Annotated in this window: 5 protein-coding genes; 2 read left to right on the plus strand and 3 right to left on the minus strand. The window is 59.0% G+C overall.

Annotated elements, in window-relative coordinates; genetic code table 11:
* The first annotated feature begins 55 nt into the window (after window positions 1-55).
* The gene (locus tag BOP93_RS05420; RefSeq protein ID WP_104501819.1) at window positions 56-814 is read left to right on the plus strand and encodes a pilus assembly protein; all 759 of its coding nucleotides are present in this window, start codon (window positions 56-58) and stop codon (window positions 812-814) included.
* A 5-nt stretch (window positions 815-819) separates the two neighbouring features.
* Entirely contained in the window at window positions 820-1,302 is a 483-nt protein-coding gene (locus tag BOP93_RS05425) for a CS1 type fimbrial major subunit (protein WP_104505240.1), read from the plus strand.
* Here the strand turns inward: BOP93_RS05425 and BOP93_RS05430 are convergent, their stop codons facing one another.
* From BOP93_RS05430 to BOP93_RS05440, 3 genes are all read right to left on the minus strand, one after another.
* Entirely contained in the window at window positions 1,303-6,483 is a 5,181-nt protein-coding gene (locus tag BOP93_RS05430; protein ID WP_104501820.1) for a dermonecrotic toxin domain-containing protein, read from the minus strand. It lies immediately after the preceding gene.
* Between the two features lie 230 nt (window positions 6,484-6,713).
* Window positions 6,714-12,932 carry a membrane-targeted effector domain-containing toxin gene (locus BOP93_RS05435; protein WP_104501821.1) on the minus strand — a complete coding sequence of 2,073 codons (6,219 nt, stop codon included), beginning with the start codon at window positions 12,930-12,932 and terminating at the stop codon, window positions 6,714-6,716.
* Between the two features lie 210 nt (window positions 12,933-13,142).
* Window positions 13,143-18,221, minus strand: coding sequence for a dermonecrotic toxin domain-containing protein (locus tag BOP93_RS05440; protein ID WP_104501822.1), 5,079 nt, complete (start codon window positions 18,219-18,221; stop codon window positions 13,143-13,145).
* Between the last annotated feature and the right edge of the window lie 95 nt (window positions 18,222-18,316).

The following is an 18,316-nucleotide window of genomic DNA, read 5'->3' on the forward strand; positions in this document are numbered from 1 at the left end:
GTATTGGCCGCATCTCAGCCCCTGGCTGGGCTCATTCAATAAGGCGTAATCAAACATGAAACATGCAGTGTTATCGGTGGGACTGTTCCTGATGTCGCTGAGCGCTTATGCAGGGCCGGCGATCAACGTTGGGGTGGTCTATGACTACCTGGAGGGCGATCGCAGTTCCTACCTCAAGCGGGTCTACAACGGCGGCACCAGTACCGCGTTTATCAAGGTCAATGTGCTGGAGATCGTCTACAACGCCGACGGCACGTCCCGGGAAGTGCCCGTCGCGTCGATGACCGACGCCAAAGGCAGCACCACCAATCGCGACGGCCTGATGGCCAGCCCGGCGCGTCTGATCGTACCGGCCGGCGGGCGTCAGGGCACGCGTTTGCTGTACATGGGCCAGCGAGACAAGGAGCGCTATTTCCGCGTGCGCTTCATTCCGGTGGTGCCGGAAAAGGAAGATGACTTCGCTGTCACCGATGCCGAGCGCGCCGAATACAAGAACGCCCTGGCAGCCGGGGTCAACGTCATGGCCGGGTATGGCACGGTGTTCTTCGTGCGTCCGCAAGACACCCGTTTTGATACCCGGATCAGCGAGACCGCCAGCCAGTACAGCTTGCGTAATGCCGGCAACAGCGTGGTGGTGCTTGATGAGTTCCGCGATTGTTCGGTGGCGAAAAAGACCGACTGTGAGGCCACCACCAAGCACCACATCCTGCCCGGTCGCCAGTTGGTGCTCGAGAAAAAGCCGGGGCGCCAGTTCAACTTCCAGATGATCGAGGGCCGCAACAAAAAACCGATGTCGGTCAGCAGTAACGGGTGATGACTATGTTCAAGCAACTGACGGTACTGGCGGTACTGATGGCGCCCGTGCTGATGGGCGAGCGGGCGCTGGCGTTCCAGGAGCGCCACACGTTCGATGTGTCGGTGACCATCCCGATCCATGAGGCTTATGTGCTGCCCTCCGAGCCCGACTGGATGGGGCATGACCAGGTGCTGGCCTGGGACCTGGCGACTGCCCGGTTGGGCCGCCTGCGCAAGAATTTCGACGTGAAAAACATCAATGGCGGGGTGACCGCGCGCCTGGGGGATACGCCTTACCTGTTGAGTGGCCGCAACCGTATCGAACTGCAGGTGTTGTTCAACCGGGTGCCGCTGACGCTGGATTCGACCCAGGTCCTCAGCGCCGACGAGGCACGTACCGGCCGCCGCGCCGAGCTGGAAATTGCCGCCATCGAACCGGCGGACGGTTACAAGGGCGGCGAGTATTACGGCACGGTGCAGCTGGTGTTTGATTTTCCGGCGCCTTGATCAAGTCCGTTTCTTGCGGGGGCCTGCGCGGTTCAACGCTTCGCGGGTCAGATCTCGCAGCCACTGGTTGTGACGGTAGCCCAGCTCGTTGAGAGTCGTATCGTACAGTGTCGAGCTCATGGGGTTACCGGATAACACGCTGCTTTCGTCCAACTCCAGCACCCATGCCAAGCTGCGCAGCTTTTCCCGCTGGGGTTCCAGATCGGTCTCAGGCAGGTCTTGCGAGTCTGCGTATTGCTGTTGCAGCGCTTGCAGTTCGTCGAGCTGAGCATATTTCAGGTCGAAGGCGGTGTCATTGTTCCATTTGGCGGTGGGGTAGTGCTGCTCGAGGTAACGCTCCCAGCCGGTGTCCAGCAGCATCTGATTCACCAGCCCGTCACCTTCTTCAAGCCTGGCGACTGCGCTGGCAACTTTTTCGATCTGCTCGGGTGTGACATCAGCCAGGGTACGGTAGGTCATATGGGTAGATAGCCACGGTAGCTCCAGGCGGTCTGCCAATGTGCTGCGATAGGCCAGGTGAATGCCGGCCTCATCGACCTCTCCATGCTCGCCGTTGACGACCTGCGACCACAGTCGTTGTCCCAGCCCGCCCTGTTCTTTGGGTTTGAGGCGGTGGGCGATATCTTCGCCAATGGCTTTGCCCATATAAGCATCGCGCGCGGCTCCGCGGGCCAATACCACCAGCCTGGCCTCAAGCTCCGCCGGTGATGTGCTGGTTCGATAGGCTTCGCTGGCGAGTACTTCGATGCCCAGTTTCTGAAAGATCAGCGCGCCCGCATCGGGGCACAATCCAGGGTAGCGGGTATCCTTGAACACGCGTTCGCGCAATTCACTGTCGGCTTCCACTGCTCTGAGCAGTCGCCAGACTCTCTGGCTCAGTTCAGGGCGATTGCTCTGGTAGGCCAAGCGGTCCGCCTCGGCTTGAAATGCATCCGGCTCCTCAAGGGACTTGATCACTTCAAACAGGCCCTGGGAGCCCGGCTCTTTTTCAATCTCATTCCAGAGTTGCCGGTGACGTTCAACCTCTTCAGGCTTGATGTAGGTGAGCCAGGGCGTGCTCTCGCCTTTGGGGGCGTAGAAGCGCAGCGGGTCCAACCCCACGGACTCGCGGTATTCGGCGAGCAAGTCTTGAAAGTCCGAGGTGAGCTTGCCTTGGTCCAGGCGTGTACGAGCGATGATGTCGGCATCATCCGAGCCTGGCGCCACATGGGGTAACTGGGTGATCGGGTTCTCGCTCAGGTCCAATTGGAACCCCCGTGGGCGGGATTGGCCCACCAGCCCGGCAGGCCAATCCTTGATTTGTGTGTCGCGCAGGTTCAGCAAGGTCAAGTTTGGCATCTGGCTGATATCCGGCGGTTGCCCCAATGGGTTGCCAGCCATCTCAAGTTGTTTGAGGCGCTTGAGGCGTTTGAGCGTGGCAATGGCCGAGTCATCCAGCACCAGAGCATTTTTTTCCAAGTGCAATCGCCGCAGGCGTTTGAGGTTGCCGAGAGTCTCGGGTAACTGGGTGATGCGGTTATGGCTCAGGTCGAGATCGCGCAGATGAGGGAAGTTGTTCAGGAAGGCGGTGTGACTGTCTGCAAAATCGCAACCGCGCAGGTCCACGTCGCTGATGTGGTTCAGCGGCACGCTAAGGGTAGGTAGCTCATCGGGCATGTTGGTGTTGAATAAATCGAGGGCGATGCCACCTCGGTGTTCGAAACTCTCGTCCAGGTGAACAGTCAGGCCATTGCTCCAGCCGTCGTAGAGGCGTATTGCGACTTCGGATCGACGTTTGCGTACTTCCGGCTCCAACAGTGTCGATTCCCTGTGGATCGGGCCCTTGATGTAGGCATTGAGCTGCTGGAATAGCTGCTGTTTTTGCGACTCCATCTGCGCCAGTGTCTGCTCGCCTTCGAGCGTCCCCAGCGTGCTGGATAAGCGTCGGACGCCATCTTTGCTCATGTTGGGGAGGAGCAATTTGATGCGTTCGGCAATCGTTTTTGGCCGCGTGTTATCGCTGTCGGTTCGGCTCATCTTGCAGCATACGCCGCCGCCCAGCAGCACTTCGGTTTCGGTGGCGGGTTGCATCCGCACGGGCGGTTCGGCCAATGCCAGGCGTCGCTCGGCCGGTGCCTGACTGTGCTCGATCACCCACTGCCTGAACCGCTCACCTTCGCCGACGGCATAGGGTGGGGTGCGTTCCGGAACCTGCGCCAGGGTCCAGAGCACAGACTCGTACAGATCGGCGGTGTGATTCCGCGACTTGGACTCGCCATCGAATACTTCATAACTGCCTTGAGCGTTACGCACCAGGGTACGCGTCTGGGGCGCATCGGCTTCCCCGACGCTGCAGCGCAGGGGGCCGGTGGGGCTGTTGTCACGTATATCGATTTTCAGGCCGCTGAATGAGTCGCTGTGCAAACGCAGGGTGTTGAGCACCAACCGTTCGCTTTGTGCCGATGATTGCCGGGGAGGGTAAAGCCCTTCGACGGCACGACTGGCCTGGTTGTCGAAGTCCAGTTCTCGAGCCAGGCTTTTAAGGCGCAGGGGCAGGCCCTGTTCTTCGGTCATTGCCTTTAATTCTTCGGGCCAGGCCTGTTTGAGCAAGGCATTGGCGCTGCTCAGCGGCAGTTCGGGAAAGGTCTGGCGCAGCAGGGCTATGTGCGGATCGCTGCTGGCTTGGTCCAATTGATAGTGACTGTTGGCGATGTGGCCGCCAAAGCCATCCACGTAACTGGCTAATTGATTGCGCAGCGCTTGGGCTCGTTGTGCCGGGGGTAAGGTTTCGCCCAGCAACGTATTGACCTGCTGTTCTTCGAGAAAGCCCAACACGCGCTCCGGCAGTTTGGTCGCCATCACGTCGGCCAGGCTGATGGTCAGGGTATCGGCCCGCAGGGCGGTGGCATTGCCGTACTTGCGCGACGCGCCGCTCAGGTCGCTGTTGTGAAACACCTCCAGGGCTTTGTTTGGCGGCCAGCCGGGGAGTTCTGTGACGGCCTGTTCGAACCAGTAGGAGTACGGCTCGAGTGCCTGACCTGTGCGTATCTTACGGGCCGATTCTTCGGCAAACCGGCCGGCGCGAAAGCGTTCGAGGGTATCTACCAGCAGCGGCGGGGACGGTTGATTGCGCACGTACATATGGCGTAGATGGTCGGGATCGCTGCCACTGATGATACGGATCTGTTCGAGCTGCTCGGTCGTGAGCGCCTGGGTGGCGGGGCTGATACGGCGCATCAGCGTGTCATCGTCCCAACTGCGCGGTTGTTCGCCTTCATGCACCCAGGCCCCGTTGCCATTGAGCCGTACTTTCGGTCGATAGGCTTGCGGCCGATTGGGATGCTCGATGCGGTGGTAGGGCAGTTGCGGGTCAGGCGTGAGCTGATAGTGTTTGTCAGCATGAGCCAGCCAGGGTTTTTGCGCATGTTGATATAAGCCTTGCGCATCAGGGTTGATGCCTTTGGGCAGGCTGATGCTTTGTTTGTAAGGAGAAAGATCCGGGTTCCACAAGCGTTTTTCGCCGCTGGCAAGCTCCACCGGGTGCAGGCCTTCAACGAACGGTGACAGCTTGAGGGTGAGCGTCTGGCCGATAGTGCCGGCCCCTACCCAAACCCCCAACTGCACCACCGCCTCCATTACCTCCATGACATGACCGATGGCTTCCAGCCCTTTGCCCTGCGCCCAGTCAACGATACCTTCGAACACATCGTTGGCCACCTGGTAGGCGGTGTAGGCGAGCATCAACTCGCCCAGGAACGGCACGAACGGGGTGACCACCAGTAGCGCGGCATTAAAAATGTCCGACAGGATCTTGCTCAGGTTGTCCCACCAGGCCCAGCGTGCCATCCGGTCTGAATAGGCGGTGGTGATGGCAATTTCCCGGGTATCGTTGACGATCTTGTTGAGTCTGACCCGGTACAGGTAATGCCACAGCGTATCGGGTTCTGAGTGGCCTGAGGGCGGGCGGTTCTGGTAATCGTCAAAGATGTTTTGCACGCTGAAGTGCAATTGCGGCGTGTCGACCGCAAGGGTTTGCCAGCTGGGGCCGCTGTCGGTGCGTGCCTTTTGATGCCACTGCACTTTGTATAGGCGGCTTTGCAGTTCAGCGAAAAAATGCCCGCGTTGTTTGTGGTCGATAAATTGACTGAAGAATTGCCGGTAGGTGGCCTTGGTCTGCGGTTGGCCCGTTGCATCGGGGGGCGAAGGGCTGTCGCGCAGTTGGCGCGTCAGCTCGTTCATGAACGCGACCGGCGAGGCGTATTCCTTCAAGGGATGCTCCGGGTCCTCGGGGATATAGGCAATCAAACGTTCGATGTGTTTGTCGCGGCCTTGTGGCGCGGCAATCACCAGGACACCGCTCAAGCGGGCATCCAGCAGGCTCAGGTTGTAGTACTCCACCGGTATGCCATCCAGGGATGGAGTGGGCTTGCCCTCGACGATATCAAAGAGCAAACGCCTTGCATCGGCTTTGATGTGTTGCTGTGAAAAGGCGATGCAGGCGGCATATTTAAGCGAGGCCTTGTCGCAGGCAATCACCTTGAGCCGTAAGGTATGGGCCTGAACCTGATTGCTGAAACCCAGGGTGCTTAATAGTCGTGTCTGGTATTGCCGACCGATATCGAGCGTGCGGCACAGGTTTTTGAAACCCACTGCCGTCAGGGGTTGACCACTGGTGTTGGAGGTCAGCGCCAGGATGTTCTGCTGGCCGCGAGCGTCGGCGCTGGACAAAAAAGCATAGTCGTCAAACTGCTCACTGGCGCTAAAGTTATGCAGTGCGGCATCCAGCAACGACACGGTTCGGCTGGTCACCCCTTTGTGTACGCCAATGACCCACCAGCTGTTCTTGGCGGGGGCATAAAGACGAATAAAGGTGTTTCTCACATCAATGTTGCCGTATTCCCGTAAGGCTTTTTTGAGCAGGCGCTCGGCGAATGAATACACGTCCTTCATGTATTTGAGTTGCTCATCCAAAGCGTTCCTGGCTGCCCAATATTCGCCCATCGCTTCTCTCTGGACAGGGTCAGCAGGCGCGTCGAGAGCCTTGAGGCGGGTATAGACATAAGGGCTGGCGGCCCGCATTGCGCGAACGCGGGTCAGCGTGGCAGTGCTGAGCCAATCCGGTATTGCGCGCCGGATAAAGTCAAAGTGAATACCCTGTGTCGCGTGGCTGGCAGCGTGGAGGTAGGGGCGTTCGAGTAGCATGGTAGTGGTGCCTTTGAATGAATAGTCGGATGATCAACCCGATCTACACTAATCACCCCCTCGAAAAGGGCAGGCCTACATAACCACTACATCGCCCTTGCCGCTGCCGCACGGTCAGTGGTGGGTGGTGCGTGGAACCACTACCGGGTTGCGATGGAAGACCGATATGCCCCTCAATGGTCAATAAAGCCCCGCCCCGGGAACGGGCAGGGCCAAAACCGATCACGGCGTTATGAAGCGGCGGTCAAACCCACGTCCTTTAAGAGGGCATCAATCAAATCATCCAGCGTTGGATAACGTTTATTTTGCAACTGCGGCCAACGATCAATAGAGAACTGCCCCTCGGCATTTGTTTCAACGACGGTGGAATATATATTCATATCACCGGAGCGGTGGATCACAGTGGCTTGAGGCGGTGAAGCCCGTTGCTCAACCACGAATTGACCTGCCGATACCAGCCGCGTTCGGGGCGAAGCTGTAGGGGTGACAAATGACAAATGGACTTCTCGCTTGAGTGCCTCGATCAAATGTTCGACCGTCCGGAAGCGCCTGTTGTCCAGGTTCCAACGTTTAATAAAGAACTGATTACTGGCGTCCTGTTCAATAAGCGTGCGAACAACTTCTCCGCTGTTGGAATGGTGGACCAACCAGGTATCAAGAATAGTAGGTCGCTCGATCAGGGCGTCGCCGATGGTTCTCAGCCGCGCGCTCGGCAGGGTCGTAGCGGAAACGGGGGTCATATACGCGTCGTCTTTAAGTGCCTGGCTCACCTGTTCCAACGTTGTGAAACGTTTATCTTTCAATAGCGGAAAATCTTCAACAAAGAACTTCCCCAGGTCGTCAATTTTAATAGGGGCGCTCGCCTGCCCTCCGAGAATGGTACGGAAGACCACATTGGCTTCAGTGCTTGAGGGCTGCTCGATCAGGAAATCGTCGACATTTCTCAGCCATGCGCGATTCGGTGCAGTTTTAGGCGACGGCGCGCGCTTACCGGCAATACCGGCGTGCAATTTGAAGTCACTGCGCATGGCTTTTGTCCCGGGAGAGCCAATCTGCCCCTCGGCGAATTCCCATCCTCCCCTCTGCAGCGGTAATGCCTGGGTGGGGGGAACATCGCGTATCCTCAAGCTGACCCCATCCTGCAATTGCGCAATGCCCGGGACACCCAAGTACGTATCGCAGTGGGTGTCCCCCATGAGCGCTACCCATTTATGCGGGCCCTGTGCCAACTGGTCGGCCTTGATCACCTCATTGGCGAAATAGTTGAAAAGGTTCGTGCGGGGGTTGTTCGTGTTCATGCCTTTAACGTAATAGCTGGCCGTACAATCGAGCGCACGCACACGAATGCCCGCCTTGTTCGCGGCTTTGACCACATTGGTGTAGGTGTCGGGCCCGGTATAACTGTGCATATGGCCGGCATCTTGCGCTCTCAGATAGCGTTTCAGGTTCTTCGGCATTTTGCTCGTGCGGTAGAAAAGCTCCAGTTCCGCCTGATGCAGATCGGTGAACAGGTGCTCCAGGTACAAGGTCTCGACGCCCTCCTTCTTCAACAGCTTCATGTATTTGATCAGGAACTGTTTGCTGTAGGTATCAAGATGGGATTCGCCGATAACCAGTCCCCGTATCTTTTTATACAGCTGCCTGATAAATGCCTCCTCACTGGTCGCCCTGGCGAGGTCGGCGAAGTCCGGGCGGGGCAGTGGCGTGTAAGCGGTAAAAGCCTTTTTGGCGGCTTCATCCAGGCGATTGCGTGTTTGCTCGAACGCCTGCCGCGCCGGATGGTACGGGTCTCCCGCTGCAGGTCCGTAGTGGGTGTCAAAGCTTTGATGCCTGTGCACCATCTCGTCCAGGTCCGGTTTGAACGATGCGGGCAGATCAAACTCATTGTAATGAGACGGTGATGGGGGGACCTGTACCGTTCTCGAGGGGCCGGCCTTCGGCAAGGTTTGGGCGGTGGTGGCCATTGTCAGCTTGTAATCACCCCGGGAAAGCGCGGCGGAGGATGTATCAGGCAGGATGCCCACTGCCTGGCCTGGGATAGCATCATCCACACGCAAGGCGATGACATTCTGCAAGTCGGCCAGCCCCGGCACCTCGTCGGTACTGCCTATGCGAACGTGATCTACCAGGGCGATCCAGCCATCATCGGGATCGTTTTGCGCAAGCGCCTGGTGGGAATAGAAGTTTCTGAGTTGACTGTTACGCGGGATAAATCGCTCTTTCTCAGAGAGCTCCAGCACATGCTCCATATGATAGGAGCTCGAGGCATCCACGCCGTCGATCGCGACCTTGTGCCGGTGGGCTTCAAGCATCAGTTTACGGAAGGTAAAAGGCGCATCTGCATCCCAGCCCAAGGCTGCGTCGACCCGCGCCAGATGGTCCTCGACCTGCTTCAAGGCATGCGCAAGATTGCCCTTGGTTTCGCCGTTGATTATTTTGAGTTTGGTGCGAAAAATATCGGCCGGAAGGTTTTCGATGTGCAAGCGCTTGAGTCCTTGCGCTGCCAGGGCCGGCAGGTTTTCGATCAGTAACTGCTTACTGGCAACGCTGGTATTGGATGCGCCAATGATCAGCCGCTTCTTGAGTGGGAACAGGGTGGCAAGTACGGTAGACGGGCTGGAATCCGGTGCCAGTACCGGCAAACCGGTGCGGTCCGCGCGTGCTGGAGGCGAGGCGTAAAGCGCCTGCGCATCTTCAGTCAGGTGTTTCACCTGATTGGGATAGCTCTCACGTAGAGGCTTCAAATCAAAATGGGCCCCTTCACGTACGCCCTGCGCAATAACGTCATCCGGATAGTTGACGACGTTGCGCACATATTCAGGGTTGAGCGCTGTTCTGAAGTACTTGCCTTGCTCGGATGCAATCTCGTAGCGCGCCAGTGGCTGGTCCACTTCCTCCTGGAGTACCGTGTAGGTCTTTCTGCGCCCGCCTGCGGCAACCCCGGAGCGTATCCAGTGGCCATCGGTATTCTTGTTGACCAAACGTGCAGTCGACTGCATTTGCCCGGTGACCGGGTCATGGTGAAACAGCAGATGCCGCCCCAGAGAATCCGGTGTGCTCTTGATCCAGAACGGTTTGCCCTTGAACATCACCGGTTGCATTCCGGCAGCAATGCCTGGGTCAATATCGTTGATCAGCGTGGTCTGCTGTATCGCTTTAGTAACGGGTCTGATGGACAGTGTATTGAAAGGGCCTTTCAGGGCCGGGCGAAAGTCAAACAACACAGCACCGCCCACGTTAGCCAGGTAGCCGATGTAGTGTCTCAAGGCCCCGGCCATGTCACCCTGCTGGTAGGCACTGATGGCGAGCATCGCGTCCTTGAACGCCAGCAAACCACCCAGGCCCAGGCTCAATACGGGAAAAGGGATGGTGGCGATGGCGGTGACCAGTTCTACGCACGTCCAGAGAATCCCCATGATCATCTCGGTTCGATTGACTGTGGTGGCAATCACATCATCAATTTTTCGCTGCAATACCATGTTGTAGAGGTCATTGCGCAGGTCTATCAGCGTTGTGTCGGAGGTTGTCCGGTCATAGCGCGCCGGGCTTGGAGTGGTACGGTCAATCGTCGCTGGCAATCCATCGCGGGCAGTCTTCAGAAACATCCCGATCCGTACCTGGGACTGGACCGGCACCCGACCCTGCAGGTAACCCGACACGCCGTCGACTTTTTTCAGCCAGTAGTTGAACAGCTTCGCCTCACGAAAGCTGATGCCATCGGGTGCGTTGGGGGTGTAGAGCAAAACCGGGTTATCGGCGTGGCTGAACAGGTAGTTGCCCATCACCCAATCGCCGTCAAGCATCAGGCGATGTACAGGGTAGGTGGAGCGGGTCGCAGCCGCCGTATCGCCCAGGCTGTCGATGGCACGCTCCAGCCAGGTCAAGTCGACCCGGGCGATATGGCCGCGCAGGCAGCAATCGAGCGCTGCGTACTTCATCTGCAATTGTGTGATCGCCAAGGTGGCGTCGCGCCTTCTGGCGTAACCAGGGCTACTCGCGCTTTGCAACTTGGCACGAACCTCGTCGGTGTAGCGTTGACCGATCCATACACCCGTTACCGACCTTGATACGTTCTGCGGGGTCAAGCGACTCAGGTCCACTCCCACCGGGCCGCTGAACGTGGCCGAGGTGGAAAATTTCGGGTCGATAAACCCGACGTTATCCGTGTAGCCGTCTCTGTACAGCCGGGTATAGGTGATGGGCTTCGGCATACCGCCCAGCAGTGGCCACGGCGCCGAAATGTATACGCTGTCCGGGTCAACATCATTCTGAGTGCGGCCCAGCAAACTGTTCAGGCTCAGTTTGGCTTTATCGTGCAGGTAGGCATTGAAGGTAATGAAGTTCGCTTCTGAATCGGGCATGGCGTTATAGACGCGCAAGGCACCTGCGGCATCTTCGGCAAGGCGGGTCAAACGGGTTCGGTCTTGCGGCTTGGCCGAGCGATACCAGAGCGGGGTGCTGTATTCGTAGTCGTCCTGCGCTGCGCTTTGCGAATGAACGACCATGGCGTCCAGGCAGACCGTGTGGGAGCACACAGGGCCGAATGTCACCTCTTCGTGCTCCTTTGCGTCGGGCCTGAAGCCCAGCCCGGCGAGGAAGGTGCCCATCTTCGGGCGAAAACGCAGCGGGCATTGCTCCAACAGGTAGTCGCTCATGGTGCGACCCTTATGCCGCGTTTTGTCATCGGCCCAACCGATGATATGCGTCTGGCATTCGCGCTCGGTGGCAAATACCAGGAACTGTCGCTCACGTGGCGAATCCGGGGTGCACAACAGCAAGCGCCGGATTTGGCCGTCGGCATCCTCCTCGCGCAATAACCACAGGTCTTTGAGTTGCGCGCCATGCAGCAGCACGGTTCGCGCGCACAGGCGCGGGTTCGTACCGGCTCGCAACGTGTCGAACAGGCTATGGTCTGCCTGGCTCAGGTCGCCTCGCAACCGGGCGATAAAGGCCAGCAACACCAGCCGATGATCAAACAGGTCGCGAGCAGCCTTGTTGAATTCAGTATCGGCCTGCATTTTTTTTTGTAGCGCGGCAAAGTCCAGGCGCGGTTGCAGGCCGGGTTCGCGCAGTAGGTCGAGCAGGCTCTGCGCGTTCACAATGGCATGGTCGCCTTGCAGTGCCGCGCCCGCGTAGGCCAGGGTGGTATTAGCCAAAAAATCAGAGCCCGGCAACTCGTCGCCGGTGTGCAGCCCGTCATAGCTTAACTGCACCAGGTTGCGTGTCTGCTCATAGGTGCCGACATTGGTGACGTTGCGCCGGGTGGTGATGTTCAGGTGGTGCGGGTCCAGGTCGTGGATTTCCAGCGCTTCGTCCAGATACTCGGTCAACTGGAAATTTGCCAGCGCTTGAGGCGAAGCGACAGGCCCCAGCAACTCGATATAGGTGGCCCGGGCCTGATTGTAATCCTGCATGAAACGACTCAGGGTTTGCTGGTCCGTCGCAGCTGCATTGCGATACCAGTGCGGCAAGCTGTTATAGACGCTGCGCTCCAGTAGCTGTTGGCGCCTGAACGCCAAGCGTGACGACAAGTCTGGCAGTGCGGCCTTCACCGCGTTGTCCAGGGCTGACTGGAGCAGCGTTGCCTCGTGCAGCGGGTTTTCAACCAGGCTCAATGCCCAATCGATGTCCTGGCTGCGCTTGTCGATGATCGCGTTGCAGGTATGTTCGAACAATGGCTCGTCGTCGATGGGCAGCAATTGCAAAGGCCAGATGTCATCGACGTCCAGCGCCTGATAACGCACAGGCAGGTGTTGGCAGAATTCCTCCTGGCCCGCCGGCAACGCCAGCGTCGCCTTGAGTCGCTGGTCCAGTTGCGCCAGCGAGTCGAAGGCCTCCAGGCCTCGGCTTGGGGTGAACAACAGGACTTGGCCGACGTCTTTCCCGGACGTCAGGTTATCCACGACTGGGCTGGATTTGCGCGTAAGCACAAAGGCCCCGGCAAACTCTACGGTGTTGTCCTGGTAGCTGAAGTTGAGCGAGTACATCCCCGGTCGATAGTCCGGGCTTCGGGAGCAGTCTTCAACCATGCGCTGCTCGGCGGGGGCCAGCAGGTAATCGCGCATATCAAGTTTGGCCTGCTGCTCCAACGCTGCAAGGCCAGCCGTTTGGATGAGGTAGCTCTTGCGGCCTTGATTGTCCACGGTGCTGGCTTCGTCAAGGCCTTGCAGGTGCTTGTTCAAGTCGGTTTTGAGCTGGGCGAGTAATGTTTTTCCGGCCTCTTGAGTAAGGTCTGCCAGTGCCAATGCCTCAAACAAACTGCGTGACCTCGCCAGCAAGATTTTGTTGGCGTTGATCAGGGTAGTGTTGATTTTTTCCAGCGCAAGCAGTTCAGGTGGTAATACGGCAGGCTCCTGGGTTTGAGTACGCAGTGCCGGGTCGATTTCAAGCAGGTGGGTAAGTGTTTCTTGAAGCGGCGGTGATGCTGCTGGTGGGTTCGACGTGCTCATTGGCAATGCCCTCATGCTGATGGATGAACCTTCAGCATGGGGTGGGGGCGGGTTGTGTCGGCGGTAACTATTCAGGGTACGGGTCAGGGTACGGGTCAAGCACACACGTTCAGACGGAGTCTGGGCGCAAGGACCTGCCGCTGAAAGGTCGATAGCGGCTGTTTGCGCCTGTTTAGAGGGACCTGCTCGCTTGTGCAATGGGAGTGAGGGTTAAACCCCGGCGGCAACCATGGCCTTGCGAGTCAGGCGGCGGCCCAGCTCCTGTTCATCGTAGAAACTCTTGAGAAACAGGCTCAAGTACAGCTCTTCTGTCATAGGCTCGCCGGTCAGGACGTGTTCATGGGGGACATTCAGCGTGTCTGCCAGATCGAGCAGACGCTGCCGCAGTTGGGCTGTGGTGGCGGAATTCCTGCGCTGCGCCGACAGTTGTTCATTGGCCGCCCAGGCGTTTTGAGCCAGGCGCAAATCGTCGATGGTTTCACTGACTAGTTCATGCTGGCATTTGATTGTCCGGTATTCGTCGGGATGCATATTGAGCAAGTAGTCGCTCCAGAAGTACTGCTCAAGCATTTGGTTCACCAGCCCATCACCTTGCTCCTCCTCAATGACTTTGTCGTAGGCGTCGACCAGTTTTCTGGCTTCGACGTTGCTGGCATCGCGATAGAGCATGTGATCCGCCAGCCAAGGCAGATCCAGGCGGCTCTTCAGGCTTGTCTGATAGGCGCTGTACACCTCGACTTCATCCACTGTGCCCGCCACGCCGTTGGTGACATCGGTGGTCAGCCGCAAGGGCGGGCCTTCACTGCCATCTTCATTGCGCGTGGGGGTATTGAGACGGCTCTGGATATCGCGCTGTGCGATTCGATTGACCTTGTCCAGCCGTGCCTTTTGTTTGGCCAGCCGCACCAATGCATGGGTGCGAGCTTCAACGGTGGGCTTGCGCCAAGCCTCCAGCTTCATGGCTTCGATACCCATGGCGTTGAACAGTTGGGCGCCCGCATCGGCGCAGTTGGTCGGCGTGGCGCTCAGGTTGAATAGCGCGGTGCGGGTTGGCTCGTCACTGTCGGCGGCCCTCAGCAGGCGTAGCACATTGGTACGCAATTGGCTCAGGTTCAGGTTGTAGCGCATCAGATCGTCCGGGTCGTGGACGATGTCAGGGGCCGGGAGCTGCTGGCTTTTGATGACCTCGAAAAAGCCCTGGGAGCCGTGCTCTCGTTCAAGGTCGTCCCAAATCTCCTGCCACCCCTGGCGTTGTTCGGGGGGCAGGTGCTCAAGCCAGAACTGACTGTCCAGTTCACCGCGTGGGGGGTAGGTGCGATAGGGGTCCAGGCCAGCTGCGCGGCGGTAGCGGACCAGCCGGTCCTCGGCGTCGCTCGCCAGTTTGTTGGTGTCCAGGCGGGCTCGTGTCACCAGTTCGGCGTGCGCCGAACCGGGTTCGACAATCGGTACTTGGGTGATCCGTGTATTCAACAGGTTCAGGTTGAGGTCGGGCGAGCGCGGCAGTTCGAACAGCCCTATGGGCCAATCGCGAATGAGCGTGTTATTGAGCGCCAGTATGCGCAGTTCCGGCATCCGGCTGATGTCCGGTGGTGTGACCAGGTGTTCGTTGTGCGAGAGGATCAACACCTTCAGATGGTTCAATTGCCTGAGGTGCTCCAGGTCCCGCGCACGCCATCGAATCGGATTTTCGGCCAGGCCCAGGTGGGTGAGGCGACGCATGCCGGTGACGGCCTGGGGGAGAGTGTTCAGGCGTTTACCGGTGATATCCAGAAGGCGCAGGTTGGGGAAGTTATTCAGGAAGGGGCTGTCGGCATCCGTGAAGTCAGTGCCTGCCAGGTTGAGGTTGGTGATGTGCTCCAGCCGGGTATCGAGGGGGGGAAAGCTCTGCAAGAAGCCATAGATGGTTTCTCCGCGCAGGTCCAGTTCGCCACCCACTCGACGCTCACCGAAGTCCGTTTCATGACCCTTGGCCGATTGCTCCCAGCTCTGCTGTATGAGCGCGCTCACGCGTTTCCTGAACAACTGCTCCGGGAGTGCCGGGCGGCGTCTCTGGGTGCCGGCGGCGGGGCGTTCTTGCCAGTCTTTGAGAGACTTGCACAGGGTTTTCTTTTGGGTTTCAAGCTCGATCAACAGGTGTTGCCCTTCGGTCGAGCGCAGCGATTGGGCGTAGGCCGTCACGTCGTCTTCGGTCAGCGTCGGATACAGGGCCTTGAGCCGCTCCTCAACGCCGGCAAGACCCAGCCTGTGGCGCAGGGCGCTGAACCGAGGCTTTTGCAGCAGGTGCTGGATAGCAGGGGAGGCGACGTCAAGGGTTGGCGGTTCGGCCAACACCGTGCGGCGCTCGGCGGGCGGTTGCAGGGTACGTGTCAGCCATTGGCGCAGCGCTTCGCTGTCGCCTGGCGCGAAGCCCAGGGTGTTACGCGGTATGGCTTGAAGCACGGCTTCATACAGATCCAAAGCGGTATCGGCGCTGGCGCCATGGAGCACGTATCGTCCTGGCGCTGTGCGTATCAGCAACGTATCGGTGGTCGCGTCGTCCGGGCCGACGCGGCAACGCAATTGCCCGCTGGGCTGTTGCTCGCGGATGCTCAGGCGCAGGTCGCCGAAGGCGTCACTGTGGATTCTCAACGCGTTGAGCAGCAGCCGTTCGGTATCGGGTGTGGGCGCGTTGTCCGGGTAGAAACCTTCGTAGGCGTGGGTGGTTCGCGTTTCAAACTGCAACTCCCTGGCCTGGTGTTTGAGGCGCAGGGGCACGCGTTGTTCTTTGCTCATCAACTGCACTTCAGCCGGGCGGGCCTGGGCCACTATCGCCCCGGCCAGGCTGTCGGGCAGCTCGGGAAACTGCCGTTGCAGCAGTAACCCGTGAGTGCTGTTGGATTGGCGTTTGAAACTGTACAGGTGCTCGAAGATGTCGTCTTTACGCGAGGTCACGTAACGGCTCAGGTGTTCACGCAGGGTGTGTACTCGGGTGTTGTTGTCGGCGGGCAAAGGTTCGCCGAGCAACCCGGCGAGTTCGGTTTCATTCAGAAAGTCCACCACTCGCTGGGCCAATCGGCCGGCCAGCAGGTCCTCACGGCTGAGGGTCAATGTTGCGTCCGGCGTTGCCTGCATCGCGCCATGTTGGATCGACTCGCCGCTCAAGTCCGACGCTTCGAATACGGCGAGCGCTTTACCGCTGGGCCAGCCGTCCATCCGCGTGACCATGTCGGCCGCCCAGTAGGCCGCTTCACCGTTGTCGGCGGCAGGATCGCTGAGGGTCTCGATGTGCTGCCGCAGTTCAAGGCGACCCAAGGTGTCGGCCAGCAACGGCGGCGGTGGTTGGTTTTCAGTGTAGGTATGGCGCAGCGTGTCAGGTTCGATACCACTGATCGCGCGCAACTGCTGCAGGTGTGCTTCTGGCCAGGTGGCGGTGGTCGGGCTCAGGCGCTGGAACAGTTGTGAGTCGCTCCAGGCCCGGGGATCTTCGCCCTCCAGCACCACGGCGCCGTGACCGTTGAGCCGCACTTCAGGGCGATAAGCCTCGGCGCGTTGTGGGTGGATGATCCGGTGCGGGTCGGTGTCGGCGGCCTGGCTGACTTCGTAGTGTTTGTTTTCCAGGCGCAGGATTTTTTTGCCGGCGTGGGAGTGAAACCCATGGGCATCGGGTTTTGAACCGGGGGCCAGGGTTACGGTTTTTTGTTCATAAGGGCGTAAGTCCGCATGCCATAAACGGGTTTTGCCGTCAGCCAGCGTCACAGGCTTCAAACCTTCGACAAAGGTGGAGAGCTTGAGGTGGGCCAGTTGCCCGGCGGCGCCGAAGGCGATCAGTTGCACCACGCTCTCCGTCACCCCCGCCACATGTTCAATGGCCTCCAGGCCCTGGCCTTCAGCCCAATCCAACAACCCTTCGAACACCTCGTCGGCGAGTTGGTAAGCGGTATAGGCCAACATCAATTCGCCCAAAAACGGTACGAAGGGGGTCACCACTAACAGCGCCGCGTTGAGAATGTCCGAGAGGATTTTTTCCAGATTGTCCCACCAGACCCAACGTGCCATGCGATCGGCGTAGGCGGTGGAGATGGCCAGCTCACGGGCATCGTTGAGGATTTTATTGAGGCTTTGCTGATACAAATGCTCCCACAGTGGTGTGTGTACACGCGTCACGCTGAACTGCAGGTTGGGGGTGTCGATTGGCGTTTTGCGCCAGCTCGGCCGTGGATCGCCGGGCGTGTGCCGATACCATTTCACCTGGCTCAAACGCGCGCCCAACTGGTTGAAAAAATGCCCCTGGTACTGATGCTCGACAAACCGGCTGAAGAATTGCTGATAGTCGGGCTGGCGCAGTTGCCCCGTCAGCGCCTGCATGAACGCTACCGTCGAGGCATAGCGCTTGAGTGGGTGCTGCGGGTCATCCGGGATATAGACGATCACGGGTGATGCCTGGCGATTGGCTTCCAGGTCGGCGGCAATCAGTACCACGCCGGTCAAGGTCGCGTCCATCAGGCTCAGGTCATGGCAGTGGGCGGCCTGGCCGTCGAGCATCAGGTTTTTCTGGCCCCTGACCAAGCCTGTGATCAACGCATGATCCAACGCCAGGATATCGCCCTTGATCAACGCCATGCGTGCTGCCACCGTGAGGGCGGCCTGCTGGTTGAGTACCACCCGGGCGCGCAGTACGCCTTCGACCACTGGGGCGGTGCGGCCGAGATAGTTCTCAAGGTGCTGTTGGTACCGGGCGCCGATGTCCAGGTCGCGAACCAGCGTTTTGAACTGCTGGATCGACAGCCGGGCTTTCAGCGGGACGACGTCGAAATGGCCCAAGGCGTCGGGCTGGGTGATGAATTGCGAATCGGCGGTAAACGCCTCGCTGTCGGCAAAGTTGTGCAGTGCCGCGTCCAGCAGCGACACCGTGCGGCTTTGCACACCAGCGCCAAAATCCCCGACCCACCATGCCCGCTTGACCGGGGCATAGAGCCGCAGGTAGGTGCTGCGGACATCAATATCGAGGTTGTATTGCTGTTTCAGCGCAGCTTTCAACAACGGCTCGGCAAAGCCTTTGAGGTCGGTGACCGGGGCGAGTTTCTGGTCGACAAGGGTTTGGGTTTGCCAATGTTCGGCAATCGCAGTTTTCAATAATTGATGCTGGTGGGGCGAGGCACTTTTATACCAGGGCGCAATGGTTTTGCGGCTGGACTTCAAGGCGCTGACACGTGATGCCGACAGCGTAGTGATCCAGTCGGGCAAGGCTTTGCGAATGACTTCGTAGTGCTGGCCTTTATCTTCGTGTGTCGAGGGGGCAATGGTGCTCATGGCTTGTTTTCTGAAGTGGGTCGGGCCCTCAGACTAGATTCGCGCAGGGGAGCGTCTGGCAGTAACTGTCTATCGACATTGGGTGTCGGGCAGTC

Source organism: Pseudomonas orientalis, assembly GCF_002934065.1.
Lineage (GTDB): Bacteria > Pseudomonadota > Gammaproteobacteria > Pseudomonadales > Pseudomonadaceae > Aquipseudomonas > Aquipseudomonas orientalis_A.